Annotated in this window: 22 protein-coding genes; 16 read left to right on the top strand and 6 right to left on the bottom strand. The window is 40.1% G+C overall.

Annotated elements, in window-relative coordinates; translation table 11 throughout:
* The first annotated feature begins 247 nt into the window (after window positions 1-247).
* From alc to MED121_RS09385, 4 genes are all read left to right on the top strand, one after another.
* Window positions 248-1,240, top strand: coding sequence for an allantoicase (alc, locus tag MED121_RS09400; protein WP_009833439.1), 993 nt, complete (start codon window positions 248-250; stop codon window positions 1,238-1,240).
* Window positions 1,241-1,294: 54 nt separating this feature from the next.
* Window positions 1,295-1,816, top strand: a complete 522-nt coding sequence (locus MED121_RS09395; protein ID WP_207382800.1) for an ureidoglycolate lyase — start codon at window positions 1,295-1,297, stop codon at window positions 1,814-1,816.
* A 1-nt stretch (window position 1,817) separates the two neighbouring features.
* Window positions 1,818-3,029: a urate hydroxylase PuuD gene (locus tag MED121_RS09390; RefSeq protein WP_009833437.1), complete on the top strand. Its 1,212-nt coding sequence runs from the start codon at window positions 1,818-1,820 to the stop codon at window positions 3,027-3,029.
* Between the two features lie 705 nt (window positions 3,030-3,734).
* Window positions 3,735-5,621 (top strand): HAMP domain-containing methyl-accepting chemotaxis protein, encoded by a 1,887-nt coding sequence (locus MED121_RS09385; RefSeq protein WP_009833436.1) that lies wholly within the window; start codon window positions 3,735-3,737, stop codon window positions 5,619-5,621.
* A gap of 62 nt (window positions 5,622-5,683) precedes the next feature.
* Here the strand turns inward: MED121_RS09385 and gltX are convergent, their stop codons facing one another.
* Window positions 5,684-7,165, bottom strand: a complete 1,482-nt coding sequence (gene gltX, locus MED121_RS09380) for a glutamate--tRNA ligase (protein ID WP_009833435.1) — start codon at window positions 7,163-7,165, stop codon at window positions 5,684-5,686.
* 186 nt (window positions 7,166-7,351) lie between these two features.
* A complete protein-coding gene (locus MED121_RS09375; protein WP_009833434.1) occupies window positions 7,352-8,665 on the bottom strand; it encodes a TolC family outer membrane protein in 1,314 nt (437 codons plus the stop codon).
* A 242-nt stretch (window positions 8,666-8,907) separates the two neighbouring features.
* Between MED121_RS09375 and MED121_RS09370 the strand changes: the two genes are divergently transcribed.
* Window positions 8,908-9,819 (top strand): aldo/keto reductase, encoded by a 912-nt coding sequence (locus tag MED121_RS09370; RefSeq protein ID WP_242603196.1) that lies wholly within the window; start codon window positions 8,908-8,910, stop codon window positions 9,817-9,819.
* A gap of 35 nt (window positions 9,820-9,854) precedes the next feature.
* Here MED121_RS09370 and MED121_RS09365 read toward each other — a convergent pair whose 3' ends face one another.
* Window positions 9,855-10,490: a hypothetical protein gene (locus tag MED121_RS09365; RefSeq protein WP_009833432.1), complete on the bottom strand. Its 636-nt coding sequence runs from the start codon at window positions 10,488-10,490 to the stop codon at window positions 9,855-9,857.
* 235 nt (window positions 10,491-10,725) lie between these two features.
* Window positions 10,726-11,232, bottom strand: a complete 507-nt coding sequence (locus tag MED121_RS09360; protein ID WP_116371603.1) for a YchJ family metal-binding protein — start codon at window positions 11,230-11,232, stop codon at window positions 10,726-10,728.
* A gap of 97 nt (window positions 11,233-11,329) precedes the next feature.
* Between MED121_RS09360 and sbcB the strand changes: the two genes are divergently transcribed.
* From sbcB to MED121_RS09305, 11 genes are all read left to right on the top strand, one after another.
* Window positions 11,330-12,781, top strand: coding sequence for an exodeoxyribonuclease I (gene sbcB / locus MED121_RS09355; RefSeq protein ID WP_036179857.1), 1,452 nt, complete (start codon window positions 11,330-11,332; stop codon window positions 12,779-12,781).
* A 36-nt stretch (window positions 12,782-12,817) separates the two neighbouring features.
* The gene (locus MED121_RS09350; RefSeq protein ID WP_009833429.1) at window positions 12,818-13,894 is read left to right on the top strand and encodes an AI-2E family transporter; all 1,077 of its coding nucleotides are present in this window, start codon (window positions 12,818-12,820) and stop codon (window positions 13,892-13,894) included.
* Window positions 13,895-14,288: 394 nt separating this feature from the next.
* Window positions 14,289-16,142 (top strand): DEAD/DEAH box helicase, encoded by a 1,854-nt coding sequence (locus MED121_RS09345; protein ID WP_009833428.1) that lies wholly within the window; start codon window positions 14,289-14,291, stop codon window positions 16,140-16,142.
* Window positions 16,143-16,224: 82 nt separating this feature from the next.
* Window positions 16,225-17,259: a dihydroorotase gene (gene pyrC, locus MED121_RS09340; RefSeq protein WP_009833427.1), complete on the top strand. Its 1,035-nt coding sequence runs from the start codon at window positions 16,225-16,227 to the stop codon at window positions 17,257-17,259.
* Between the two features lie 146 nt (window positions 17,260-17,405).
* Window positions 17,406-18,134, top strand: a complete 729-nt coding sequence (locus tag MED121_RS09335; protein WP_009833426.1) for a DUF599 domain-containing protein — start codon at window positions 17,406-17,408, stop codon at window positions 18,132-18,134.
* On the top strand, window positions 18,124-18,855 hold the full coding sequence (locus MED121_RS09330; protein ID WP_009833425.1) for a class I SAM-dependent methyltransferase: 732 nt from the start codon (window positions 18,124-18,126) through the stop codon (window positions 18,853-18,855). Before MED121_RS09335 ends, MED121_RS09330 begins: the two co-directional genes overlap by 11 nt.
* 178 nt (window positions 18,856-19,033) lie before the next feature.
* Window positions 19,034-20,962, top strand: a complete 1,929-nt coding sequence (htpG, locus tag MED121_RS09325) for a molecular chaperone HtpG (RefSeq protein WP_009833424.1) — start codon at window positions 19,034-19,036, stop codon at window positions 20,960-20,962.
* Window positions 20,963-21,121: 159 nt separating this feature from the next.
* The gene (locus MED121_RS09320; RefSeq protein WP_009833423.1) at window positions 21,122-21,874 is read left to right on the top strand and encodes an MBL fold metallo-hydrolase; all 753 of its coding nucleotides are present in this window, start codon (window positions 21,122-21,124) and stop codon (window positions 21,872-21,874) included.
* Window positions 21,875-21,970: 96 nt separating this feature from the next.
* A complete protein-coding gene (locus MED121_RS09315; RefSeq protein ID WP_036179854.1) occupies window positions 21,971-22,339 on the top strand; it encodes a glutaredoxin domain-containing protein in 369 nt (122 codons plus the stop codon).
* Window positions 22,340-22,636: 297 nt separating this feature from the next.
* A complete protein-coding gene (gene dapA, locus MED121_RS09310; RefSeq protein WP_009833421.1) occupies window positions 22,637-23,512 on the top strand; it encodes a 4-hydroxy-tetrahydrodipicolinate synthase in 876 nt (291 codons plus the stop codon).
* Window positions 23,513-23,665: 153 nt separating this feature from the next.
* Window positions 23,666-24,232, top strand: a complete 567-nt coding sequence (locus MED121_RS09305; RefSeq protein WP_009833420.1) for a porin — start codon at window positions 23,666-23,668, stop codon at window positions 24,230-24,232.
* Window positions 24,233-24,433: 201 nt separating this feature from the next.
* Here the strand turns inward: MED121_RS09305 and MED121_RS09300 are convergent, their stop codons facing one another.
* Both MED121_RS09300 and MED121_RS09295 read right to left on the bottom strand, forming a co-directional pair.
* Entirely contained in the window at window positions 24,434-25,858 is a 1,425-nt protein-coding gene (locus tag MED121_RS09300; protein WP_009833418.1) for an ATP-binding protein, read from the bottom strand.
* Window positions 25,855-26,574: a response regulator gene (locus MED121_RS09295; RefSeq protein ID WP_009833417.1), complete on the bottom strand. Its 720-nt coding sequence runs from the start codon at window positions 26,572-26,574 to the stop codon at window positions 25,855-25,857. The genes MED121_RS09300 and MED121_RS09295 overlap by 4 nt, the downstream gene beginning before the upstream one ends.
* Window positions 26,575-26,616: the final 42 nt, after the last annotated feature.

Here is a 26,616-nt window from a genome sequence, read left to right as displayed (position 1 = left end):
ACTGGGAAGAATTAGGTTTAGTTACCTTAATTCGCTCTTAGTGCTAAGAAGTTATTCAGAGTATACCTTTTTCCTTCAAAAAAGGGCGGTTCGGGAAAAAAAATTTGGCCATGTTGAAACAAATGTATTATAGTTGCATTATTGAAACATTAATTTCATTCTTTGGTTTTCCGATTTAACGCTTTTCACTATCTGTAGCCAAGAATGATGAAAATTTTATTTTACCTAAGCCTTTATAGGAGAAACCATGTCTAACACTGAAAAAGTTTGGTACGGAGTTAATCTCGCATCTGCCCGTCTTGGTGCTGAAGCCCTGTATGCTACTGATGATTTCTTTGCACCAATCAGCCGTATGATTCAAGATCACGACCCAGTATGGATTGATGATAAATACGATGACAACGGTAAGTGGATGGATGGTTGGGAAAGCCGTCGTAAACGTTCTGAAGGTTTTGACTATGGCATTATCAAGTTAGGTATCTCAGGTAAAATCAAAACACTTGAAATTGATACTCGTTTTTTTACCGGTAACTTTGCGCCAGCGACTTTAATCGAAGCTTGTTACTCAGAAACAACACCTGATGAAAATACGCAATGGACAGAAATTACAGAAAATATTGCGCTTTCTGGTAATAACCAGTTGTTTGTAGATGTGAATGACGACACTGTTTACAACCACATTCGCGTTAATATCTATCCTGATGGTGGTATCGCTCGTTTACGTGTATATGGTGAACCAGAAGTGCGTTGGGATGATATTACCGGTGATAAGCAGATTGACTTAGTTGCGGTTGAAAATGGTGGTCGTGCTCTGGCTTGTAACGATGAACATTTTGGTACTATGCACAACATCATCATGCCTGGTAAGGGAATTAACATGGGTGATGGTTGGGAAACTCGCCGTCGTCGCGAACCTGGTAACGATTGGGTGATTCTAGCGCTTGGTCATCCAGGTGAAGTTGAGTCTGTTACTATCGATACGGCTTTCTTTAAAGGCAACTTCCCTGATGGCCTATCTTTGCAAGTAGCCAATATTTCAGACCTTCCTGATTTAACATTAGCAGCGCAAAGTATCTACTGGAAAGAGTTGTTGCCTAAGCAATCTTTATCTGCCGATGCTGAACATGTATTCGCTGAAGAGCTTAACCATGTTGGTGTGATTACTCATGTAAGAATGAATATTTTCCCTGATGGTGGTGTAAGCCGTATTCGTTTGATGGGTAAGCCAGTAAAAAACTAATTAGATAAAAGGGCGGGCCTAGTTATTAGGCTCGCGAATAAAAGAACAGGATTCGTGATGAAACTGAAAGTAGAAACACTTACGGCTGATGCCTTTGCAGAGTTTGGACAAGTGATTGATACCGAACAATGTAACAACCAATTTGCAATTAATGGCGGCACTACTCAGCGCTTTCATGACCTTGCTGAAGTGGAAACCAAAGGTGAAGCCAGAGGTGGTATCAGTATTTTTCGCGGAGATGCAAGGCAATTTCCAATGCAAATTGAAATGCTAGAGCGTCATCCAAAAGGTTCTCAAGCATTTATGCCATTGCAACAACGACCTTATCTTGTGGTTGTGGCGCCGGCATTAAATGATGAAGAACCAGATCTGAGTAGGTTGCGTTTGTTCTATGCGACGGGGGCTCAAGGGGTAAATTACTTCACTGGAACTTGGCATCATCCATTATTGGCTCTCGACGCTGTATCTGACTTTTTAGTCGTAGACAGAATTGGAGAAGGGCACAATTGTGATGAATTCTTTTTCCCAGATGGAAGTGATATTCAAATTGCAGCAATGAGTTTCGAAGGGGTTTAAAATGTTAGATGGCCACTATAATGAATGGTTAAACTTACTAGTACGTTGGTTTCATATCACGGCTGGTATCGCGTGGATAGGCGCATCTTTTTACTTTAACTGGTTGGAAAATAACCTAGTTAGAACAGGCAAGCAAAAAGAAGGAATTTCTGGCTATCTTTGGGCCATTCATGGTGGCGGTATTTACCGTCTAGAAAAATACAAATCTGCACCGGAAAAAATGCCGGAAACCTTACATTGGTTTAAATGGGAAGCATACACAACTTGGTTGACAGGTATTGCTTTATTATTTGTTCAATATTATATGAACGCCAATCTTTATCTGATTGACCCGCAAGTTATGGCGCTTGAAGCATGGCAGGCCGTGGCGATTGGTATTTTAGTCATAGTCGCAACTTGGGTTATCTATCACTATTTATGTGACTTGTTAGCCAATAATCCTCAAGTATTAGTGGCTGTGGGTTTTGTTCTAATGTCTCTAGCTGCATATGGTCTAACGCAAGTCTTCAGTGGTCGTGGCGCATTCATTCATATTGGTGCCATGATAGGTACTATGATGGTGGGTAACGTTGCGCATGTGATTATGCCTTCACAACGAGCCTTGATTGCTGCGGTAGAAAAAGGCGAAGAGGTTGACCCTAAATACGGTGCTAAGGCGTTGTTGCGTTCGCGTCACAATAACTACCTAACACTGCCGATCTTGTTCATCATGATCTCTAACCACTACCCATCTACTTTTAGTGATGCACATAACTGGGCAATCCTATTAGGCTTGGTTGTGATTAGTATGGCTATTCGTCATCACTTTAATATTCAGCATAAGCCTGAAAAGTCTGCTTGGATCTTACCTGTGGGGGTTGTTGCCTTACTAGGTTTGGCGTTTATCACTAAACCTGCAGCTTATGTTGCTCCAGTAACCGCAAATGCAGCAGTTGAACAAACGGCGGATGCTGTACTTGAATTAGAGCAAAAAGTGAATGTGATAGTTCAAGAGCGTTGTGCTAGTTGTCATGCAGCTAAACCAACCTCAGAAATGTTTACAGCAGCGCCACTTGGTATCTTGCTAGAAACTCAGGCGCAAATTGATGCATCATCAGAGCGTATTTTTCAGCGTTCAGTGGTTCTGAAAACCATGCCATTAGCAAATATTACGCAAATGACAGATGAAGAGCGTGATTTAGTTGGTCAGTGGCACGCGACTAAACAAAATTAAGCTTAGAGTTATGTGAGTGTTTTAAAGAGGCCCGTTTTACGGGCCTTTTTTTGTGGGGATCTGTCTTGAATCATCGATCTTAACGCTTCCTTAAACTTCAGCGACTCAGTTTTTCAGAATGAATATTTGACCAAAATATCACATCTTTAAATGCAAAAACTTAATTTAATGTTTGTGCTCTTGATCAGGTACTTCATTGGTAGATGGGGCTATGGTTAACCTTCTTTTTCTCTTTAATGCTTGGAAAGCGAGTCGTCCTGCCTTGTTTCTAAATAAGAAATCTTCATTTTGGTAAAGCTTTGAGGGTTGGGTTTATGCATCGCTTTTTTAAGAAGTAAAAGCTCATTTTGCGCTTATACTGTAAAGATAGGATAATTAAAAAGAGTGAGTTTATTTGTGCTTAAAGCATGAAATTGAGGCATATCTGATAAAGAGGAATATTAAATCAATATAGGAAATAGCAATTCTTTTTGATAACCTCTAGTAATGCACCTAGGATAGAGTGCTGAACTTAAAGGTTTTTTTAAAAACAAGATGGACATTGTTGTAATGATATTCTTAAAATAAAAAAATATTGTTAAGTTTAAAAAAATTGTTTCGATACGAAATAGCATGGGTTACTCTTCTTAGACATAAGTCTAAGAAAGACGATGAAATGTAACATCGTGTAACAATTCAATACAGCTTAATCAGGTGAATGCAATTATGTTGGTAAATTTAAGCTTTAGAGCAAAGCTCACCATTTTACTATTTTGTGCAATTAGTGGGTTTGTCGTAGTTACCCTGGTCGCACTAAATGGTTTAAATACTCAGCAAGCAACTTCCTCCCGCCTTCAATCCCTCTCAAATATAGAAAGTAATCTCGATGCCCTTGTTATCTCAATGATGGAAAAATACGAAGGTGTTTTGACCATTAATAATGATAATTATGAAGCGTATATTGAGGGTATTAACTCTAATAAAGCTACGTTTCTTGTGAGTTTGGATGAGAATATTAGCCAAATTAATACCGAAGAAGGTCGAGCTGCACTTGAGTCAACAAAAGCCAGTTTGGAGAGTTATTCCAATTCGTTAACCAATATAGTGCATCAAAGGCATATTTTAGGCTTTGATGGAAACTCAGGTATTAAGGGTGAAATTGCCAACCTGGGGGAAGTCGTTTTAGGTGAAATTTCCTTCTTAAGCTTGGTAAAACAAGAGTTTTTACCAGTGAGGGAAGCTGAAAAAAACTATATCTTTGAAACAACAGAAGATAACAGAGCTTATTTTTTAGAAAAATATAATAGCTTCTTTAAACGTGTTAAAAACTTCGGTTTGGAAGAGCGCTTTGGCGCTAACATCGAAGCTTATTTAGCATCTGTCGAAAAATTAACGGTTCAAAATACAGCGACCATTGAAGCTGAAAGGGTGTTTGCTGAACAAAAAGCGGAATTTGCTGCGAATCGATCGGCATCTTCTGACTACCTTTCAAGTCTCATTATCGGTGCTGCAACCCTAGCACAAGATAGCTCTAAGCAAGCAAGTTTCACGCTAATTAGCGTTAGTATCGTAGTAGCAGTATTCGCCGGTATCATGATGATGGGAATTGGAAAAAGCGTTAATAAAACACTTAACCAAATTATCCGTGACTTGGTGAAAGTGAAAGAAGGTGATCTAACGGCTCGCTTATCTATTAATGCTAAACGTAATGATGAATTTGATGCGCTTTGTGGATCGGTTAATGAAATGACCGGTGGTTTAGGTTCTGTGGTGAGTGATGTTGTATCGACCACGACAGAAGTGAACGACATGGTGTCTGAGTTGAATACAGCGGTAGCGAATATTGCAGATAGCAACAAGTCAATTAATACGCAAACTAACTCTCTTGCAGCAGCGACTGAAGAGATCTCAACCACGATTTCAAGTATTTCTGATACAACCGATACCTTGAGTAGTCAGTCTAAGGAAACTTATGAATCAGCTAAAAACGGGGCCGAAACCATTAAAGAAGCCTTGTTTAACCTGTCTAAAACGGTCGAGTTTGTTAATAAGACCGGTGATCAGTTAAATGAGTTAGGCCGTTTGTCGAAAGACATTGACGGTGTGATCTCCATGATCAATGACCTAGCAAACCAAACGAACCTATTGGCGCTTAACGCAGCGATTGAAGCTGCACGTGCCGGTGAAGCAGGTCGAGGCTTCTCGGTTGTGGCGGATGAAGTTCGCTCATTAGCAGAGAAAACGGTTGATGCAACTGCTCGAATTACGGATATCGTCAGTACCATTCAAACCTCAACAACCTCTGCAATTTCAACCATGAAAAATGGTCAAGAAAACCTTTTAGCTATAGAAGAGTCAGGTGAGAAAGCTGAACAGGCAATGCGTGAAATTGAGGTTAATGCCAGAACAGGTGCTGATTCTGCTAATCATATGGCGCATTCAATTCAAGAAGTGTCTAAAACAGCCGTACATATGAGTGAAGACATGGATAACATTGCTCAGCAGTTGCAGGCAGATACGGATTCCATCTCTACTATTGCAGATAACACTAACCAGATTCATAGTTTGGTTGATCATCTTGATAGTAAAACCCGCGTGTTTACGACAGGTTAAGTTATTAGCTAGATATAAAAAAACCGGCAAGAGCCGGTTTTTTTATATCTAAAAATCGAAGGTTAAAGTGCTTGGAACTCTTTTTCCCAACGCTTGCCTTCTTTCTTAGAGGGTGAGCCAACAGCGTTAACTGCAGCTCTTAGTCGTGCTCTTGATATATCAGGTCCAAGAATTGCCATGGAGTCAAAGACAGAGACTGACGATGTAGTGCCTGCTATGGCAACAAACAAGGGTGCAAAGAAATCTTTTGGTTTGATTTCCATTGTTTGAGCTAGGGATTTCATCGCATTAAAGATTTCGTCTTTTTCCCACTTGCTAAGTGATTCAAGCTTCCATGTGGCAAACTGCAGTGCTTTTCTTAAGGTCTCATCTTCAAGTTTAAGGCCATCGAAACTGCTAGCATGAATATCTAAGTGGCCTTTTAAGAAGAATCCAGCCACATCAGCGACATCTGAAAATTTCTCAATTCTAGGTGTGATCAAAGGTAGAATTTGCATGAGATATTCTGGGTTTAACGCCCACTCTTGGAATTTCTGAGCAAAGGCTTGAGGGTTTAAGTCTTCACGAATCCATAAACCGTTAAGCCAGCTAAGTTTTTCAACATCAAAAACAGGGCCGCCTAAAGAAACGCGTTGTATATCAAAATGTTCGATCATGTCATCTAAAGAGAACTTTTCTCTTTCGTCAGGCATAGACCAGCCCATACGACCAAGATAATTAACAACTGCTTCAGCAAGATAACCCATGCGCTGATAGTAAAGTATGCTAGTTGGGTTTTTACGTTTAGACAGTTTGGATTTGTCAGGGTTACGTAACAGAGGCATGTGGCACAGTGTCGGCATGTCCCAACCAAAGTATTGATATAGCAAGATATGCTTAGGTGCTGAGTTGATCCATTCTTCACCACGGATAACATGGGTGATTTTCATTAAGTGGTCATCAACAACATTGGCAAGGTGGTAGGTTGGCATGCCATCTGCTTTTAAGAGAACCTGCATGTCAACTTGGGCCCAATCAATTTCGATTTCGCCACGAAGCATATCTTGCACTCGGCAAATTCCTTCTTCAGGAATCTTCATGCGAATAACATAAGGAACACCAGCATCCAGTTTTGCTTGTACTTCAGCATCGCTTAAATTTAATGCGCGACCATCATATTTTGGTTGAAGGCCGTTTTCTCTTTGTTCATTACGCATTTGGTCGAGTTCTTCAGCAGTTTCAAAGGCATAAAATGCATGGCCTTTTTGCACTAACTCTTTAGCGTATTCTGTATAAATATCACCACGCTCGCTTTGACGATATGGGCCATACTCACCGCCTACATCAGGTCCTTCTGCCCAATCTAAGCCAAGCCAGCGTAGTGCGTCTAGAATCATCTTTTCGGACTCTGGAGTACTACGAGTTTGATCTGTATCTTCAATTCGAAGAATGAACTTACCGCCCATTTTGCGAGCAAAAGCCATATTAAATAAAGCGATATACGCGGTACCAACATGAGGGTCACCCGTTGGCGACGGAGCGATACGTGTTCTGATTTCAGACATAAGAGACTCATCAATTCCAGTTGTAAAAATGGCGATTATTATAAGCCTCTTAATATAAAAGCGTAACTAGGAATTTGGCTATTTTTAGTCAGTTAATGGGCTTTGATTGTCTTTAGTTTGGAATAGGACGGAAAAAGGGCGCTAATAGCGCCCTTTTTTTATGTTAAGCTTTTTTTATGAAAAAGATTAGTAAGCAAGCCAAGAATTTAGCTCACTGATTTTTTCTTCTGTGAGTTCACCTGTGTATTCCAATAATGACATTTGCTTCACGGCAAAGCTGTATCTTAGTTGTTCTAATGTGCCTTGTGAGTCGTAGAGGTCAGACTGAGCATCTAACAACTCAACAATGTTGCGTGTGCCGACATCGTAGCCTGCTTGCGTGGCTTCTAATGAGCTGGTGTTGGAGATAATCAGTTGCTTTTGCGCGGCAATTTGAGCGACAGAGGTTTTAAGATCACGATAAAGGGATCTGACCGCAAGCTCAGTGGTTTGGATACCATCTTCTAAGTTCTCTTCAGCAGCAACCGCATCATACACAGACTGTTTTACCGTAGCATCAATGGCACCACCTTGATAAAGCGGGATGCTCACGTTTACGCCAATGTAAGCGGCTAAAGCTTCGCCATCAGAGCTGGCCGTCGGAGAGGTATCGCTGTCGCTGCGAGTCAGGCTGCCAGAGACAGTGACAGTTGGTACACGGCCATTGGATTTTTGAATCTCAATGTTAGTTTGAGCGTATTCGTTCGCCAGCATCAGACTTTTAATGTCTTTGTTTTGTCTTTTAGCCAGATCCACATAGTTAGTGGCGGTTTTACCAATTGGCATAATGATAGGGTAATCTTTAGACAAATCTGGCACATCAGTAATGAGTTTGCCGGTTAACTGACGTAAGGTTTCTTGTGCATTAATCATATCCGCTTCGGCGCTGATAATATCTACGATATTGGAGTCATACTCAGCCTGAGCGGTATGTAGGTCAGTGATAGCAACCTGGCCCACTTCATATTGCTTTTTCACCTGATCCAATTGACTTGCTGTTGCTTTTGCTTGTGATTTTGCCGTATTCAAGTTCGACATCTGGGTTAATAAGTCAAAGTAGGCAGAAATACTTTCAAAGCTTAAATCTTCTTCTGTATTGGCATAATCAACACCAGAGCTTTCATAGTTGATTTCGACGGCATCGACAGCATAGCCAAGGGCAGGAGAGTAGATCGGATAATCAAGACTGACTTTTAGGGAGTTAGTGTTGTTATCTGAGTCACCATAATCCGCATCAGTGTCGGTATAACCAAGATCTGCATCAAAGGCGATATCAGGAAAAAGGTTGCCCTTGGTGATGGTAACTTCTTCTTTTTGAGAGTTATAGGTGGCAGCCGCAGAGCGAAGCCCAGGGTCATTTTGCTTTGCAAGTCTATAAACATCTAATAAGTTTTCAGCATGGGCACTCATACTAGAAGCCGTAGCCAAGGTAATTAAAGAGGCGATGATTGTCTTTTTCATATGATTACTTCTGCTTATTTAAATTCTACTTATAATACTCAGAATAATGTGCGTTAAAAGCGGTTTTAAAAATATAATTTGAATAAAACCTTTATTTTCACATTTTTTGATTATTTGAATAATTAATTGTTACATCTGAATAATTTTACAATTCAGAAGATATTTAGAAGATTAATTTTTTAAATTAGATTAAGTTAGGTCTTATTTAAAAATACACTGTGTTTATTTTAAGAGAGGAAGGTTTGAGTTCAATATCACATCAATATCACCCGCTAGGATTTCAGGGGTCCCGCATTGCTCAAGGCTTTTGGCGAGCTGATGAATGGGGGCTATCAAAACAAGAGCGTTTAGCTTTTATTGAAAACTGTATGTCTCTTGGTGTAACCACGTTTGATCATGCTGACATTTATGGTGACTATCAATGTGAAGCTTTATTTGGTGAGGCGTTAGCATTAAAGCCTGCTATTAGAGAGAAAATACAAGTTATTTCTAAATGTGGCATTAAGTTAGAGTCGGGTGCGAGGCCTGAACATAGTATGTATCAATACGATTTAAGTTTTGATCATATTATTGCCTCTATTGAAAACTCATTGCTACAACTTAATACGGATTACTTAGATCTGTTGTTATTGCATAGGCCGACGCCTTTAATGGACCCTGATGAGGTGGCTAGAGCATTTGAACACCTGATGATTCAAGGCAAAGTGAAGCATTTTGGCGTGTCGAACTTTACCCCTTCTCAATTTGATTTATTACAATCGAGAGTTGAAGTGCCACTGGTTGTAAACCAATCAGAATATTCTGTTTTAGAAACATCTTCCTTTATTAACGGTGAACTTGATCATTTACAACAGCACGCTGTTACACCTATGGCTTGGTCTCCTTTAGCAGGTGGTCGTTTATTTGTAGCGCAAGACGGTCAGGTTAATCGAGTTAGGTCTGAATTAACTAAGTTATCTGACAAGTACTCAGCTGCTAGTCTTGATCAGCTGGCTTTGGCTTGGTTATTAAAACACCCAGCCAAAATTTGTCCTGTATTAGGGTCTGGTAAAATTGAGCGATTAAAGCAAGCTGTAGCTGCTTGTCAAATACACTTAGCTGATGATGATTGGTATCGCGTTTGGTGTGCTTCTAGAAACCAGGCATTAGCATAAATTGATGCCCATAATACGTATGCGCTGTTTGTCATTTATGTAAGCGGCGCAGAATATTGCCAAACGTTATCTTTTCTTGGCTCAAATCCAATGCCTTTTAAATATCGACGGTTAGCTTCACTTTGTGCGTTTGCCGTAATCATAGGTATGTTATATTTACTACCAAAATGGTTATTTGAGCCGAAAAGGTAATTACCTAGTCTTGCATCTCGATAAGCAGGTGTAACTAAGTCTAAGTCAATTTGAAAATGGTCATCGTTTAAACGAATACCTGACAGTATTCCAACCACAGTTTCTTGATCTGTTAATAAATAATATTCTCTTTTTATATCTTGTTTGTAGATATTAAAGTCTGGGAAAAATCGATGAATATCATTTTTATATCTATCTAAGAAAAAGCTGATATAACCTGATTGGCCTGATTCTGTGCCACTTTTAATGACATTAAATTCAACTTTTGCTCGATAGATCTTGATAAGAAAAAAGATATTAATACAGGCAATAAACCCATTTACAAAAGCAACAGGGTAGGCGCCTATTAAATAACCGTATAAGGAGAAAGTAACGCCGCCAGCTAAATTTAGCCAGCGTAAACGCACAATCGATCCCATCATTAAAGATATTGCTACAAGGAAGGAGGCAAGGTAGCCAATTATTTCTATCCAGTTCATCGCTCACTCCAACTTGATCTAAGATAGGGCTTTTAGGTCGTACCTTTTGGCTCTTTGAATAATCCCTATTCGGCCTGTCTGAAAAAGTAACACCCTAGGGTGTCTCTTTTTCCATAACGCTAAAAAGAGTTATAAAAGGAAACGCTGACTTAATCGCAGTTTCCTTAAGTGTAACTTAGATTTTTTAATTATTTAAACAAGTGGTCAGGTTTTCTGGTCCAGTATTGATATAGCTTTATTTACCACAGCACTTTTTAAATTTTTTACCTGATCCGCAATGACAAGGATCATTCCTCCCTATCTTCATTTCATCTGTGTTTATCAGGGGGGTGTTTTGTTCTACTTCATGTTCGCCAGAAATATATAACCATTCACCTTTGACTCGCTTGAATAAAGAGCGCTCGCTGAGTTTGCCTACATGTTTGCCTTCTTTAAAATGGGCGTTGAAAGACACCATACCTTCTTTGTCTTTCTCGAGTCCTTTATCAGTTTCTAGTATCTCGAGTTTTATCCACTGAGTTTGGCTATTGCAGTCTGCTATTTCGTCAACATTCTGATTTGGGCTGGATTTTAGTTTTTGGGTGCGATTAATGTAATCAAAGTTCTTTGTAAAAAATGCACTGTATCTAGAACGCATTAATGCTTCGGCTGTTGGTGCTGTACCTGGGTTGTTATGGTACATGCCGCAACACATTTCATAGGGTAAGCTACTGTTACAAGGACAGTTATTTGGGGTTGTCACTATGATAAACCTCTTTCTTCAATTAGCTAATTAATGCCATAAGGCAATAAAATGCGGTTATAATACGCTTTTATTTTATTACTAACAGGAAAATTTTGTGACTGGCGCTACAACTTCTACTTTTTTCTGGTTTGATTTTGAAACAACAGGCGTAGATCCGGCACGGGATAGACCTATGCAATTTGCCGGAATACGTACTGATTTAGAGTTTAATCAAATTGGTGAGCCGATTATGATTTACTGTCAATTAGCAGAAGATGTGTTGCCACATCCTGATGCTTGTTTACTGACAGGGATTAGCCCTCAAGATGCGAATCGAGAAGGCTATCCAGAAACTGAATTTATGGCAATGATTGAAAAAGAGTTTGCAACGCCGGGCACTTGTGCACTGGGCTACAACAGTATTCGCTTTGATGATGAAGTCGTGCGGTTTGGCTTTTATCGCAACTTTATTGATCCTTATGCCCGTGAGTGGCAAAACGCGTGTTCTCGTTGGGACATTATTGATCTAGTCCGTATGTGCTATGCCATCAGGCCCGAAGGAATAAACTGGCCAAAAAATGAAGACGGTCAGGTTTCTTTAAAACTTGAAGATTTAACTAAGGCTAATGATATTGCCCATGAGCAGGCACATGATGCTCTGTCAGATGTGTACGGTACAATTGAGATGGCGAAACTGATCAAACAAAAGCAGCCAAAATTGTATGATTATTATTTTAAAATGCGAGAAAAAGGGGAGTTACAAAAATTTATCGACCCTTATCGTATGAAGCCTTTTTTGCATGTGTCAGGTATGTTTGGCGCAATAAAAAACTATGCCGCCTTTGTTGCCCCAATTGCTCCGCATCCTACCAATAAAAATGGTGTGATCTTATTTGACTTAATGCAAGATGCTCAGCCCTTGATTGACTTAAGTGTTGATGAAATTCGTCACAGAGTGTTTTCAACCAAAGAAGCGCTGGGTGATACGCCTAGATTACCCCTTAAAACTTTGCATTATAATCGAAGCCCAGCCGTGGCACCTGCAACCTTTTTGAAAGATACTAGTGTGGTGTCGCGGTTAAATCTTGATGGTGAAATATGTCGTCAAAATTTAGCCATATTAAAAAGCTATCCTGAACTTGCGAATAAAATGAGTCAGGTGTTTATGCAGTCCCATGAAAAAATTGATAAAGATCCAGATGTGATGCTGTATTCTGGTGGTTTTTTCTCGCGAGAAGATAAGGCGCGAATGGAGGAAATAAGGCAAACACCTCTCAATGCATTATCTGAATTAAGCTTGTCTTTTGATGATAGGCGATTACCTGAAATGTTGATGCGCTATATAGGGCGAAACTACCCTGAGCAATTAACCTCAACACAAAGGCAGGAATGGGAAGAGTATCGACAGGCTAAATTGCTTGACCCTAGTGCTGGCGCTAGCATTTGTATGGATGCATTTTTTAATCGTTTAAATGAATTGGCGCAAGAGACAGAGTTGTCAAAATCAAAACAGATAATGTTACAAGATCTTGCGGATTATGCTCAAAGCATTTATCCAATGGGATAAACTTAATCGCTACACAAAATAGGGAAGGAGATAGCCTTGGCTGAATCACATAGAGCGACTTACTTTTTAGTTGGTTTTGCTGCTTTGATCATTATTATCGCTGGTTTAAAGGCGGCTTCAGCCATTGTTGTGCCTTTTATGTTGTCCATGTTTATCGCGATCATCTTTGCGCCTTTATTGGCTTGGTTGGCCAGGCACAAGGTGCCTATTGGGATTGCTGTCATGCTGGTGGTTTTGCTCATGATATTTTCTGTGGGCTCCTTGGTGATTTTTGTTGGAAGTTCATTGGACGATTTTTATGCTGCTTTACCTGGTTATAAGGCGCGTTTATCTAATGAGTTAGTCGGGATTACTGATCTCCTGCACCATATGGGCCTGTCTGTTTCGGTTGAAAAAATTAGAAGCTATTTTGATCCTTCTATCTTAATGCAAGTCGTTACTAATGCCTTAAGTAGTTTAGGGGGGGTGCTCACAAATGTTTTTGTAGTCTTGATGACGGTTATCTTTATTTTATTTGAAGCGGCAGATTTTCCGACTAAATTGTCCGCAGCCATGGATGATGCAACTGGGTCATTGAAGCGTTTTAAAGATTTTTCGAATGCTGTAAATCAATATTTAGCCATCAAAACCTTGGTTAGTATTCTAACGGGTTTTGTTATAGGTATATGGCTCTGGATTATTGGTGTTGATTTCCCGCTTTTATGGGGTGTTTCTGCCTTCTTGTTAAATTTTGTCCCGAATATCGGTTCGATTATTGCCGCTATTCCGGCAGTTATGTTGGCGTTTGTTCAGCTCGGTGGTGTCGCGTCAGGCTTGGCGGCGTTAGGGTATTTAGCCATAAACCTTATTGTGGGAAATATTATTGAGCCTAGGTATATGGGTAAGGGTCTAGGGTTGTCCACCTTGGTTGTCTTTTTATCGTTAATCTTGTGGGGTTGGGTTTTTGGTGCTGTCGGCATGCTACTTTCTATCCCATTAACCATCATTGTGAAGTTGGCTTTAGAGGCTAACCCTAGGACGCGATGGGTTGCGTTAATGTTAGGCTCGCATGCAGAAATGCCCCTTTATAACAAGGTCATTGACGGTATGGCATTAGATCATAAGAGTAAGTAAGGGCTCTCTTTAAACTTTAAGCTATACTTCTTTGGGTTAAGTGGCTCTAGCAAGTAGTTTTCTTAGTATTTCCTTATTTATGAGGGATTGCTAAGGCTCATAATAGCGCCCTTTATACGGTCAAATTAGCCTTAGTTATGTGTGGGATGGGCGTTTTTGACTGCCTTTGTGGTTGTTTTAAATGGAAAAATTCTTAAAAATAGACTTTTCCATTTAAGCGTGAATTGATATATCTTCTGGCTGGCTATCGCTGATTAGTTGGTATACAATACGCCGCAGAAATTCCCCGGATATTTGCAACTTAACTATTTTGATTTCCGATTTAGTCCTGCGGACGACCGGATTCATATGGTCAACCTAGTTGCCCCCACCAAAACTAAAGGTATTCACATACATGTCTGACGCTGATATTCAGCCTACTTTTGCTTCATTGGGCTTAGATGCCAATGTCTTAAAAGCCGTAGTCGATCAAGGCTACGAACAACCATCACCTATCCAAGCGCAAAGTATTCCTCATTTGTTAGAAGGTCACGACCTTTTAGGGCAAGCGCAGACAGGTACAGGTAAAACAGCGGCTTTTGCGCTACCGTTGTTATCGAGAATTAACCCAAAAGATAAAAACACTCAATTATTGGTGTTAGCACCAACACGTGAGTTGGCAATTCAGGTTTCTGAAGCATTTCAAACCTATGCTCGCAACATTCCTGATTTCCATGTTTTACCAATCTACGGTGGTATGTCTTATGACACACAACTTCGTCAATTAAGACGTGGTGTGCAGGTTGTTGTTGGTACACCTGGTCGTGTTATGGATCACATTCGTCGTAAAACACTGAAGCTAGACTCTTTACAAGCACTTGTGCTTGATGAAGCTGATGAAATGCTTCGTATGGGTTTTATCGATGATGTTGAATGGATTTTGGAGCATACACCAGAGCAGCGTCAAATCGCTTTGTTCTCTGCTACTATGCCTTCTGTTATTCGCCAAGTGGCTAATCGTCACCTGAATAACCCGAAAGAAGTTAAAATTGTTACTAAAACAGCAACAAATACTTCGATAACTCAAAAATACTGGCAAGTCAGTGGTTTGCATAAACTGGATGCGCTAACACGTATTCTAGAAATGTCTGAACATGATGGCATGATCATCTTTGTTCGAACTAAAGCTGCCACTGTTGAGCTTGCTGAAAAGTTAACTGCTCGTGGTCATGCTTGTGAAGCCTTAAATGGTGACATCAGTCAAAATCTACGTGAGCGTACTGTTGAGCGTATTAAGCGTGGTCAAATTGACATTCTAGTCGCAACCGATGTGGTAGCGCGTGGTCTTGATATTGATCGTATCAGTCATGTTGTAAACTATGACATTCCATACGATACCGAATCTTATGTTCACCGTATTGGTCGTACTGGTCGTGCAGGACGTACTGGTAACGCTATCTTGTTTGTTGCTCATCGTGAACGTCGTATGTTGCAAGCTATCGAGCGTGCGACACGTCAGCCAATCGAGCGCATGCAACTTCCGACAGCATCCGATATTAACACTCAGCGTGTAAATCGTTTCAAGCAGCGTATTACAGATACTTTAGATAATGCTGATTTAGACTTCTTTATTGAATTAGCAGAAAGCTATCAAAAAGAACATGAAGCTGAGCCGTTAAAGGTTGCGGCAGCACTTGCTCATATGGCGCAGGGTAAAAACCCATTGCTTCTTTCTGAGATGGAAGTGCGTCAAGAGCGCCGCGAGCGTAATGATGAGCGTAACGGTCGTCGTGAGCGTTCGGATAGAGAGCCTCGTGAGCCACGTAAACAGCGCCCATTAACGCTTGAGCCTATGCCGCTTAAAGATAGCCCAGATACTAAGATGACTCGTTACATCTTAAGTGTTGGTTATCGTGATGGTGTTAAGCCAGGTAACATTGTTGGTGCGATTGCAAATGAAGCGGATATCGAAAGCCGCTACATTGGCCATATCGAAATTTATGAAGACTATGCCACAGTTGATCTTCCTGCTGAGATGAAATCTGATTCAGTAGAGAAGCTTGCGAAAACGCGTATTTGTGGTCAACGTGCTGAAGTTAGTGTGCTTGAGTCACTTGATAAGTTGCCACAGCGTCCTGCTGGTGATCGTCGCCCTCGCCGTGATGGTGATCGTCGTCCACGTCGTGATGGTGATCGTCGTCCGCGTCGTGATGGTGATCGTCCTCGCCGTGATGGTGAGCGTCGTCCTCGTCGTGATAATAACTCCTAATATGGAGTTGAAGAAAGGCCGCTATTGCGGTCTTTTTTTTAGCTAAAATTTGTTTAAATAAATCTTCTAGTAAGGGCAGAGTATGAATCAAATCACTATTTTAAAACCTGATGATTGGCATCTACATTTCCGTGATGGGGATATGCTAAATGAAACTGTGCCAGCAACCGCGCGCTGTTTTTCTCGTGCCATCGTTATGCCAAACCTTGTGCCGCCAGTAACAAGTGGAGAGCTAGCGATTGCTTATCGTGATCGTATTCTGGCAGCACGTCCGGCTGGAAGTGATTTTGAGCCACTTATGACGATTTATTTAACTGACAAGACCACTGCTGAAGATATTCGTTTGGCAAAAGAGGCTGGTGTTGTTGCAGCAAAACTGTATCCAGCAGGGGCGACAACTAACTCGGATGCAGGTGTTAGTGCGTTTGATGCCTTATATCCTGTGTTTGAAGAGTTGGCAAAACAAGGTTTGTTGTTGTTAGTACATGGTGAAGTAACCCATAAACACATTGATATCTTTGATCGAGAAAAAGCTTTTATCGATCAATACATGGCTGCGGTAGTTGAGAAAATTCCACAATTAAAAGTGGTGTTTGAGCATATCACCACGGCTGATGCTGCGCAGTTTGTCGCTGGAGCACATGATAATGTGGCAGCGACTATCACACCACAACATCTGCTGCTGAACCGTAATGACATGCTTGATGGGGGGATTAAACCTCACAATTATTGCTTGCCAATTTTGAAAAGAAATATTCATCAACAAGGTCTTCAGGCCGCTGTCGCTTCTGGTTCTAAGAAGTTCTTTTTAGGAACCGATTCAGCGCCCCATGAGCAGCATCGCAAAGAGTCTGCTTGTGGTTGTGCGGGTTGTTACAGCGCATGGTCTGCATTAGAACTTTACACTCAAATGTTTGATGATCTTGGCGCACTTGAGTATTTGGAGGCTTTTGCCAGTAAAAATGGACCTGATTTTTATGGCTTAGCTCGCAATGTTGAAACAGTGACGCTTGTTAAAGAAGATTGGCAGGTACCAGAGCAAATTATTTTGCCAAACGGTAATCCAATTGTGCCTTTCTTCGCTGGTCAAACTGTCAACTGGAAATTGAAGGTTTAATTTGCTGAATTAATCCTATTATTTAAAGCAGCTTGTTTTTACAATCTGCTTTAAATTGGCACTCAAAATGTCATTGTGTTTTGCTAGCTTGAGTCTGCTAATACAGGCTTAAATTAGTTACTTGTTTGAGATTAAAAGAGATTGTTATGCAAACTGAAAATCAAGCTCTCATGATTAGCCAATTAGATGTGTTTACCTTATTTGCCTTTTTTACGGGGTGGTTAGGTTATAGCATTTTTGCTCAGTATCAATCTAAACGAAAAGACTGTTTGGTTAGCGTATTGCATCAATTTCGAGTTGCTTGGATGCAGCGTTTGTTAAAGCGTGATAATCGCATCACTGATGCGTCAATTATGGCCAACCTTGAGCGAAGCAGTTTGTTTTTTGCCTCAAGTTCGCTGCTGATTATTGCGGGTCTTTTTACGGCATTTAATTATTCAGAAAAAGCCTTAGGCATCATTGCTGACTTTAAATTGTTAAGTCCAAACTCTCAGCAGGAATGGGAATTAAAGGTTATTGTTCTTATCCTGATTTTTACTTATGCCTTTTTCACTTTTACCTGGTCAGTAAGGCAGTATAACTTTTGCTCTGTGTTAGTGGGTAGCTCACCTCTAGCAACCGATAGAGGTGTATCAGAAGAGGAAAGAGAGCACTACGCGCAGCATATGGCGAAGGTGTGTAGTTTAGCTGCAAATCAGTTTAATTATGGTTTGCGCGCTTTTTATTTTGCTTTAGCCTTTGCTGGTTGGTTTTTAGGACCATATTTTTGTTTGGTGAGTATTGTGATTGTTGTCGCAATTTTGTATCGCCGAGAGTTTAGATCAAAAACCTTCAAGACTTTGAATAGAGGCTTATCTGTAAAAGATGTTACCTGACTTACCAAAAGCGCTTTCTCTTAAGGAGAAAGCACGCTTATTAGCTGAATATGATGAGGCTCCGGTTAATCGCACGGTAAAGGTGGATGACAGTGTCTATCAATATTTAGTGGCTTCATCTGTTAAAGAGGCCGATATATTGCGACAAATACGTGCGGAAACCTCCCTTTATCATATGGCGAGAATGCAAATTTCCCCTGAAACTGGGCAACTGCTAGCTATGTTGGTAAAGATTCAGAATCCTAAGCGCATATTGGAAATTGGCGTTTTTACAGGTTATAGCACCTTTTCGATTGGTTTAGCGATGGCGTCAGACGCTTCTATGGTGGCGCTTGAGAAGAAAGCGATGTGGTTAGATGTTGCCAAGCGTTATATAGATGAAGCTGGCCTGGAGTCTAGGTTGCAAACGAAGCTAGGTGATGCATTAGAGAGTTTAGCGTGTTTAGAGCAAGAGGGTGCTAAATTTGACTTTGTATTCATTGATGCCGATAAAGAAAACCAGTTGGCCTATTACCAATCCGTAAAGAAAATGCTTAACAAAGGTGGCTGTATTGCCATAGATAATACACTTTGGTGGGGGAATGTTGCTAAGCCTGAGTTTCAAGATAAGCATACTTGCCAAGTACGAGCGTTTAATGATTTTGTGAGAGCGGATGACGAGGTTGATTTGAGCCTTATTCCTATCGGGGATGGGCTGACTTTAATTCGCAAAAAGTATTAACTTATCTCTCAATAAACTTAGAAAATGCAGGGTTTTCAGTTTTTTTTCAAATTCATCCTTGAAATTCATCTCTACGGCTCTATTTAAAGTATCAAGATAGCAATTATTAAATTGCATCATTATTTTGAATTAATCGAATTTACATAATAAATTCAATTCGTTAGGAGCTACTTGTCTTATGACAACTGAAACACAAAAAGAAACGTTAGGCTTTCAAACTGAAGTAAAACAACTTTTGCATTTGATGATTCATTCTTTGTATTCAAACAAGGAAATCTTTCTTCGTGAACTTGTCTCAAATGCCTCTGATGCGGTTGATAAATTACGTTTTGAGTCCGTTTCTGATGCCGCTTTACTGGCACAAGATCCTGATTTAAGAATTCGTGTTGAGTTTGACAAAGAATCAAATACGGTTGTTATTGATGATAACGGTATTGGTATGACTCGTGATGATGCGATTAACAACTTAGGTACTATCGCGAAATCAGGTACCGCTCAATTTCTTGAAAAACTCAGTGGCGATGAGAAAAAAGACAGCCAGCTGATTGGTCAATTTGGTGTGGGTTTCTACTCATCTTTTATTGTTGCTGACAAGGTAACTGTTGAAACGCGTTATGCTGGTGCGGCTGAAAATGAAGCAGTACGTTGGGTATCAGATGGTTCTGGCGAATTTACCATTGAAACGATTGAAAAAGCGGGTCGTGGTACACGTATTACCTTGCACTTGAAATCTGAAGAAACGGATTTTGCCGATAACTTCCGCTTACGCTCTTTAGTGACTAAATACTCTGATCACATTTCTATTCCTGTTGAAATGGAAAAAGTTGTTTACCCTGAATTTGATGAAGAGGGTAACCCTAAACCCGTTGAAGAGAATAAATCACCAGAATTTGAAGCGGTTAACTCAGCTAAAGCACTATGGACTCGCTCTCGTTCAGAAGTATCTGATGAAGAATATCAAGAGTTTTATAAGCATGTTTCCCATGAATATACCGATGCTTTGAAATGGTCTCACAATAAAGTGGAAGGTAAGCTTGAATACACAAGTTTATTGTATATTCCAAGCAAAGCGCCTCACGATCTTTGGAATCGTGATATGCAGCGTGGTCTTAAGCTTTATGTTCAGCGTGTTTTCATTATGGATGAAGCTGAAGCTTTCTTACCGCCATACATGCGCTTTGTAAAAGGTGTGGTTGACTCTAATGACCTGTCTTTGAATGTTTCCCGTGAAATTTTACAAAATGACCATGCTGTTGATTCTATGCGCTCTGCATTGACTAAGCGTGTATTAGATATGCTGGCGAAAATGGCGAAGAAAGAGCCAGAGCAATATCAAGCTTTTTGGGATGAATTTGGTAACGTTCTAAAAGAAGGCCCTGCTGATGATATGGGGAACAAAGATAAAGTCGCTGCATTGTTGCGCTTTAGTTCGACTCAAACAGATGTAGAGAAGCAAGATCAGTCTTTGGCTGATTATGTTGCTCGTATGCAAGAAGGCCAAGATAAGATTTACTATATCTATGCTGAAAATCATAACACGGCCAAAAACAGCCCTCATTTAGAGATTTTGCGTAAGAAAGGGTTAGAAGTTTTGCTTCTTTCTGATCGTATTGATGAGTGGATGATGTCTTCTCTAAATGAATTTGAAGGTAAGTCTTTCCAAGATGTTACCAAAGGCAAGCTAGACATTGCTGAAGAAGAAACAGAAGAAACTAAGAAGCAAAAAGAAGAGCAAGCTGAGCAGCTTAAGCCTTTGCTTGATCGCATGAAAACTGTGTTGTCAGAGCAGGTTGCTGAAGTAAACTCAACTGATCGCTTGACGAACTCTCCAGCCTGTCTCGTTGTGGGTGAGCATGATATGGGTTTGCAAATGCGTCGTCTTCTTGAGCAAGCTGGTCAGCAATTACCCGACTCTAAGCCAACATTGGAAATTAACCCAGAACACCCTATAGTGGTTAAAATGGATGCTGAATCAGATGATGAGCGTTTTGCGGATATGACTTGGTTGTTGTTTGAACAAGCAACCTTGTCAGAAGGTGGTCAATTAGATGATCCAGCTACGTTTGTTAGCCGTATGAATAAACTGATTGTTCAGCTAAGCCAATAAACTAGTTTATTCAGATAGAAAACCCTACTTAGTCTTCTAAGTAGGGTTTTTTTATGGGCGCTATTGATAGGAAAAGAATTAGATATAACTAGACTGCATTATATTTTTATATGATAGTTAATTGTCTTATGTCATTGTGGCTATCAAGGAAGCGGTTTTATGAAATTACATCACCTTCAAGGATATATTCAATCTGTTTACTTGGCCGAATATCCAGAAAAACTTCTCTTATTGGATGGCTGTAGTCGAGCCGATATTTCAATGCTAAAGCAATTTATTCAAGGTGAATTAAAAAGACCGCTGTCGGACTTAAAAGTGCTTGTAGTCACCCATATGCACCCTGATCATGCTGGTGCAGCTCATAAATTAAAAGCCATTACAGGTTGCAAAATTGTCACTTCAAACGTGTCCGGCCACTGGTATTCCGGGGTTGAAGGTAAACTGATGCACATGACTGATATTTTGCTTGCGAAGTGGGTTGCCCATAGATTAAAGAAGCCGAATAGAGTCATTACTTATCCGAGGAAATTAAAGGCTGATATGTGTTTGGGAGAAGGAGAGTATTTGCCAGGCTTTGATGATTGGCGAGTATTGGAGACTCAAGGGCATACGGATAGAGATTTGTCTTTACACCATATCCCAACGGATAGAATTTATGTGGCAGATTTAATGGTAAAAGTGAAAGGGCATTATATTCCTCCATTTCCTGTGTTTTATCCAAATCGTTATAGGGCTTCATTGGAAAAAATTAGATTATTAAATCCTGCCTCCCTTGCTTTAGCTCACGGTGGAGAAGTATCCCCTAGTCAAGCTGAATATGATCATCTTGTGTCTCTTGCACCACGTAAACCAACGACTCATCTGCGCTCACTAAAGGCGATGCTAAAAAAGCAGATTAAGAAAATTTTCTAATTTTGTTAATAAGCGCTGTTATTTCTTTCACCAAGATTTGGCTGAGGCAAACTTTCAGGTAGAATCCTGTCCTCAACTAAATACAAGGTTATGAATATGCTAGTGAAGCTTTTACGCAATGGTTTAGGGCAACTTATTATTTTTATCGATTTTATAACTCGCCCTGCAAAAATGAAGCGAAGCGCTGAAGCTCAGGTTGAGGTGGTTAAAGAAGCTGAAAAATTAGCTTTGTATCAATTTAATGCTTGTCCTTTTTGTGTTAAAACACGTCGAACTATGCACAAGCTCAATGTCCCCATCAAGCTTAAAGATGCTAAAAATAATGATCAGGATAGACAGTTACTGCTAGAGCATGGTGGGAAGATTCAAGTGCCTTGTTTGCACATTCAAAGTGAAGGTAAGGATGAGTGGCTATATGAGTCAAAAGCAATCAATGCGTATTTAACAGATCGCTTTGCTGCCTGATGTCTTCAGTTTTTATCAGATTCAGATAGTGGTATTGGGTTTGTGTTAAATATCAAAAATATACTTGACCTATTTTGCAAGCCTGTTATGTTAAGTGTCACTGATTATCTAATCAAACGAGATTATATTAATGTCTAAACTACACACTCAATTGAAACCAAAGAAGGCGGGTAAACCTAGCTTTGTTGCGGCGATGCTTGAGGTTTGTAATTAGTCATTAACTACATACTGAAAGCCCAGTCGCTATTTGCGTCTGGGCTTTTTTTTGGCTTAAAGTTAGAGCTTAAGGAGTACATTATGTTCAGCGGTTCTTATACTGCAATGGTTACCCCCTTTAAAAATGGTGAAGTAGATGAAGTCGCTTTGCGTCTTCATGTCAATTTTCAAATTGAAAATGGTACACACGGTCTTGTTCCTGTTGGAACAACAGGTGAATCACCAACGGTAACAGAGGAAGAGCACAAGCGTGTTATTCAAATAGTAGTAGAAGAAAGTGCGGGTAGAGTGCCTGTGATAGCTGGTGCTGGCTCTAACAACCCTGTAGAGGCTTTAGCTTTTGCAAAAGCTGCTGAACAGTCTGGTGCAGACGGTATTTTATGTGTTGCGGGTTATTATAACCGCCCATCGCAAGATGGCCTTTATCAACACTTTAAATTTATTCATGATGCAACCAGTTTGCCAATGGTCATTTATAACATTCCTCCTAGAGCAATTGTTGATATTCAACCCGAAACAATGAATAAATTGGCGCAATTACCAAGAGTAGTAGGTGTTAAAGATGCGACGGGCGATTTGGCCAGACCAAGCATCGAAAAATACTTAATTGGTAAGGAATTTAGTTATTTGTCAGGGGAAGACCTTACTGCTATTGCTTACAATTCTGTCGGTGGTAATGGTTGTATTTCAGTTACATCAAATGTTGCTCCGAAACTGTGTTCTGACATGCAGCAAGCTTGTTTGCGAGGGGATTATGTAAGTGCACAAACCATTCATGAAAAGTTAGTACCATTGCACCAAGCTTTGTTCGCAGAGCCAAGTCCTGCTGGTATTAAATATGCGATGTCTCTCATTGATTTATGTACTCAAGATGTTAGATTGCCTATTATGCCTTTGCAGGCAGATACGAAAGAAAAGATTCGCTCTTCAATGGAATCACTAGGGTTGTTAGGATAAAAATGTCTCTAGGTTTGTAAATAAAATAAAAAAAATAGTCAAAAAGCTAAACTTTACAAACTTAGTGTCGTTATAGTGTGTATAGAAAAATAATCTTACAATTTATTGACATTGTTTTTGTGTAAAACTAATGCATAACGGACGGAGAAAGTGATGAAAAAGTTTAAAATAGCAGGCCTTGCTTTGGCATTAGGTTTAACAACAAACCTTTATGCTTCAGACTTTAGCTATAACTATGTTGATCTCGCTTTAGGTAAGGCAGATAGTAGTGATATTAACTCTTCTACAGGTGATTATTCATCTTTTTCAGGCGGGTTTGTTTTCCAAGAAGCTTTATATTTTAGTGTTGAATCGACCACTTACGAATACGACAATGTCGATGCCGAAACGCTTCAGTTCGGTATTGGTGCATACACAGCAACCTCATTAAGCAATACTGATATGTATGGTACGGTAAGGATTGCCAATTCAGAGATTGGTTCTGTTGATGAGTCAGGTTTTCAAATAGATGGTGGTATTAGGTCTGCCCTGACAACGCACATTGAACTGGATGCGAAGCTTAAATATCATGATGTGTTTGATGATTCAGGAATAGGCTATCAAGCGACTGTAAGGTTCTATCCAGCCCCTCAAATTTCATTTGGGGCAGGCTATGAGTATTATGACTTTAATGATAATGACATCAATACTGCCTATGCTAATTTCCGTTATAACTTCTAATTTAACGTTTATAAAGCGTTAGAAGTGAAAGGTTATTGAAAAGTCACTGGTGAGAACCAGTGACTTTTTTTATGTTCTGGTTTTTGATTTAAGGAATTAGAATGTTTAAAACCTTTGTTGTTTGTGCTTTAGTTGGCTCGCTAGTGCTCACCTCAGGCTGTGCTCGATTTGGTAAAAGGCATGGTGGCCACCATAAGTTAGCTAGTCTTGATGTGGCTCATTCTCATGTGCAGGCAGTTCAACCTCAGCGATTAGTCCGCATATAGTATCATTTGAGAGAGTTAACTCTCCCCCATGATTACGGATAATTGAGCGGGTGATTGCCAGACCTAGGCCAATACCACCATGGGCTTGATTACGGCTCTTATCTAGTCGAATAAATGGCTTAAAGACCTCTTCTAATTGGCTTTCCTCTATACCAGGGCCTTCATCTTTTATGATGATTTTATAATGAGCCTCAGTGCAAGAAATGCTGATCTCAGCTTTATTGCCATAGGTGATAGCATTCTCTATTAAGTTTCTAAGTGCACGCTTAATCGCAATAGGACGACACAAATAAGTGTGACTTCCGGTGTCATTAAATTCTGCTTGTTTACCTTGAATATCTAGCTCTTCACAAATGTTGGTAATAAGCAGGGTTAGATCCACTTTTTGACTGGTCTCAGTGGAGTTATCTTCTCTTATAAAGGACAGGGTAGAATCTGTGATTGCTTGCATTTCATCAAGGGTATTTAAGAAAGCATCTTGAGTTGGGCCCTCATCCATTAACTCTGTTCTTAATCTCAAGGTCGTAATAGGGGTTCTAAGGTCATGGGAAACCGCTGCCAGCATATTTGTTCTGTCTGTTATGAACCTTTGCAGTCTATCGTTCATTTGATTAAAGGCAATGGCGGCTGTTTTTATATCTTGGGGGCCTGTTTCATTTAGAGCGGTGATTTGTTCGCCGCACCCCAGTTTTTTGGCTGCTTGGGTTAGCTGCTCAAGGGGCTTGGTTATTCGCCTTATCATAAAAATTGCAATCAATATTAACAAAAAGCCTGTAATAGAAATTGAGATAGTATTGCCATAAGGCCAAAGCGGAGGACTAATATGGAATCGACTTGCCACATTTAGCCAGCGATCATCCTTAAGTTGAATGGCAATTTGATTCCATTCAAATTGCTTGTGCTTAGCATAACGTCTTGCGTATTCATCACTATTATTTTTATTAAGATATCTATTCTTGCGAAACGCATTTTCTGTGCCTTCTAAGATAATGAGTTGTTGAATGCCATATGTCTTTAATTGGTCTAATAGCTGCTGATCAACACTTTGGTTGCTGGCGATTTCATTTTTTCTTGGTGTTTTGAACCAATAGCGAATGTTTTCAGAACTGACTGCGTATAGAATTTTTTTATGAAGTTCTTGAGGGCTCTCTTCAAGAATTCGAACCGTGCTGATGATGCGATTCAAATTGCCTTTTCTATTAAGAACGGTTAAGGCTTCTTTTCTTTCGTTAATGAGAATAAATGCTGTGATTAGCTGGCTAAAAACAAGTGCGATCAGGAGTAGCCAGATAAACTGGCCAGCAAGGCTTTTTGGCACTAACCCATTAAGCTTGGTAAACAACGGCTTGTGTATTTTCATATTTTCACCACGTCTTCAGTGAAAATATAACCACCACCCCATACTGTTTTTAGAATTTCTGGTGTCTTAGGGTCTATCTCTATTTTTTTACGCAATCGGCTGATTTGATTATCTATACTGCGATCAAAAACCCCTGCAGTGTGTCCTTTGGTCATCTCTGTTAGCTGATCACGGCTCAAGACATGCTTTGGGTTTTCAAGGAAAACAGTCAAGAGCCTAAACTCTGCACTACTTAAAGGAATCGTATTTTGATCGCTGACAAGTTCACGTTTGATCGGGTTTAATTGCCAGTTTAGGAAGCTAAACTGTTTGCTCTCTTGGTTAGCTTCACCTTGATACGGCATGCTTTTTGAACGTTTTACTAGGGCTTTAATTCTCGCAAGAAGCTCTCTTGCGCTAAAAGGTTTGGTGATGTAGTCATCGGCTCCCATTTCAATGCCAATGATTCTATCTGCTTCTTCTCCCATGGCTGTCAGCATGATAACGGGAATGGCTGATTTTTCTCTTATATTGCGGCATAAGGTTAAGCCGTCTTCGCCTGGCATCATGAGATCCAATACTATGACGTCAAAACTGGCGCGGCTAAGCTGCTGACGCATACTTTCACCACCATCTGCCGTTTCGACTCTCATACCGTGTTTATGTAAATATTCTGCGAGTAGGGTTCTTATTTCCAAATGATCATCAACCACAAGTACTCGAATAATATCGCTCATATTGCCAACCTAAAAAATGATTTAAAAACGATTATAAGGTTT

The organism is Marinomonas sp. MED121, assembly GCF_000153025.1.
Classification (GTDB): Bacteria; Pseudomonadota; Gammaproteobacteria; order Pseudomonadales; family Marinomonadaceae; genus Marinomonas.
Note: the sequence above shows the minus strand (reverse complement) of the source record. Positions and strands in the feature narration are given on the sequence as shown.

What these genes read in the sequence shown, in the direction of transcription:
- alc (WP_009833439.1), top strand. Translation starts at nt 248, where the DNA reads ATGTCTAACACTGAAAAAGTTTGGTACGGAGTTAATCTCGCATCTGCC.
- MED121_RS09390 (WP_009833437.1), top strand. Translation starts at nt 1,818, where the DNA reads ATGTTAGATGGCCACTATAATGAATGGTTAAACTTACTAGTACGTTGG.
- MED121_RS09385 (WP_009833436.1), top strand. Translation starts at nt 3,735, where the DNA reads ATGTTGGTAAATTTAAGCTTTAGAGCAAAGCTCACCATTTTACTATTT.
- gltX (WP_009833435.1), bottom strand. Translation starts at nt 7,165, where the DNA reads ATGTCTGAAATCAGAACACGTATCGCTCCGTCGCCAACGGGTGACCCT.
- MED121_RS09375 (WP_009833434.1), bottom strand. Translation starts at nt 8,665, where the DNA reads ATGAAAAAGACAATCATCGCCTCTTTAATTACCTTGGCTACGGCTTCT.
- MED121_RS09365 (WP_009833432.1), bottom strand. Translation starts at nt 10,490, where the DNA reads ATGAACTGGATAGAAATAATTGGCTACCTTGCCTCCTTCCTTGTAGCA.
- MED121_RS09345 (WP_009833428.1), top strand. Translation starts at nt 14,289, where the DNA reads ATGTCTGACGCTGATATTCAGCCTACTTTTGCTTCATTGGGCTTAGAT.
- pyrC (WP_009833427.1), top strand. Translation starts at nt 16,225, where the DNA reads ATGAATCAAATCACTATTTTAAAACCTGATGATTGGCATCTACATTTC.
- MED121_RS09335 (WP_009833426.1), top strand. Translation starts at nt 17,406, where the DNA reads ATGCAAACTGAAAATCAAGCTCTCATGATTAGCCAATTAGATGTGTTT.
- MED121_RS09330 (WP_009833425.1), top strand. Translation starts at nt 18,124, where the DNA reads ATGTTACCTGACTTACCAAAAGCGCTTTCTCTTAAGGAGAAAGCACGC.
- htpG (WP_009833424.1), top strand. Translation starts at nt 19,034, where the DNA reads ATGACAACTGAAACACAAAAAGAAACGTTAGGCTTTCAAACTGAAGTA.
- MED121_RS09320 (WP_009833423.1), top strand. Translation starts at nt 21,122, where the DNA reads ATGAAATTACATCACCTTCAAGGATATATTCAATCTGTTTACTTGGCC.
- MED121_RS09315 (WP_036179854.1), top strand. Translation starts at nt 21,971, where the DNA reads ATGCTAGTGAAGCTTTTACGCAATGGTTTAGGGCAACTTATTATTTTT.
- dapA (WP_009833421.1), top strand. Translation starts at nt 22,637, where the DNA reads ATGTTCAGCGGTTCTTATACTGCAATGGTTACCCCCTTTAAAAATGGT.
- MED121_RS09305 (WP_009833420.1), top strand. Translation starts at nt 23,666, where the DNA reads ATGAAAAAGTTTAAAATAGCAGGCCTTGCTTTGGCATTAGGTTTAACA.
- MED121_RS09300 (WP_009833418.1), bottom strand. Translation starts at nt 25,858, where the DNA reads ATGAAAATACACAAGCCGTTGTTTACCAAGCTTAATGGGTTAGTGCCA.
- MED121_RS09295 (WP_009833417.1), bottom strand. Translation starts at nt 26,574, where the DNA reads ATGAGCGATATTATTCGAGTACTTGTGGTTGATGATCATTTGGAAATA.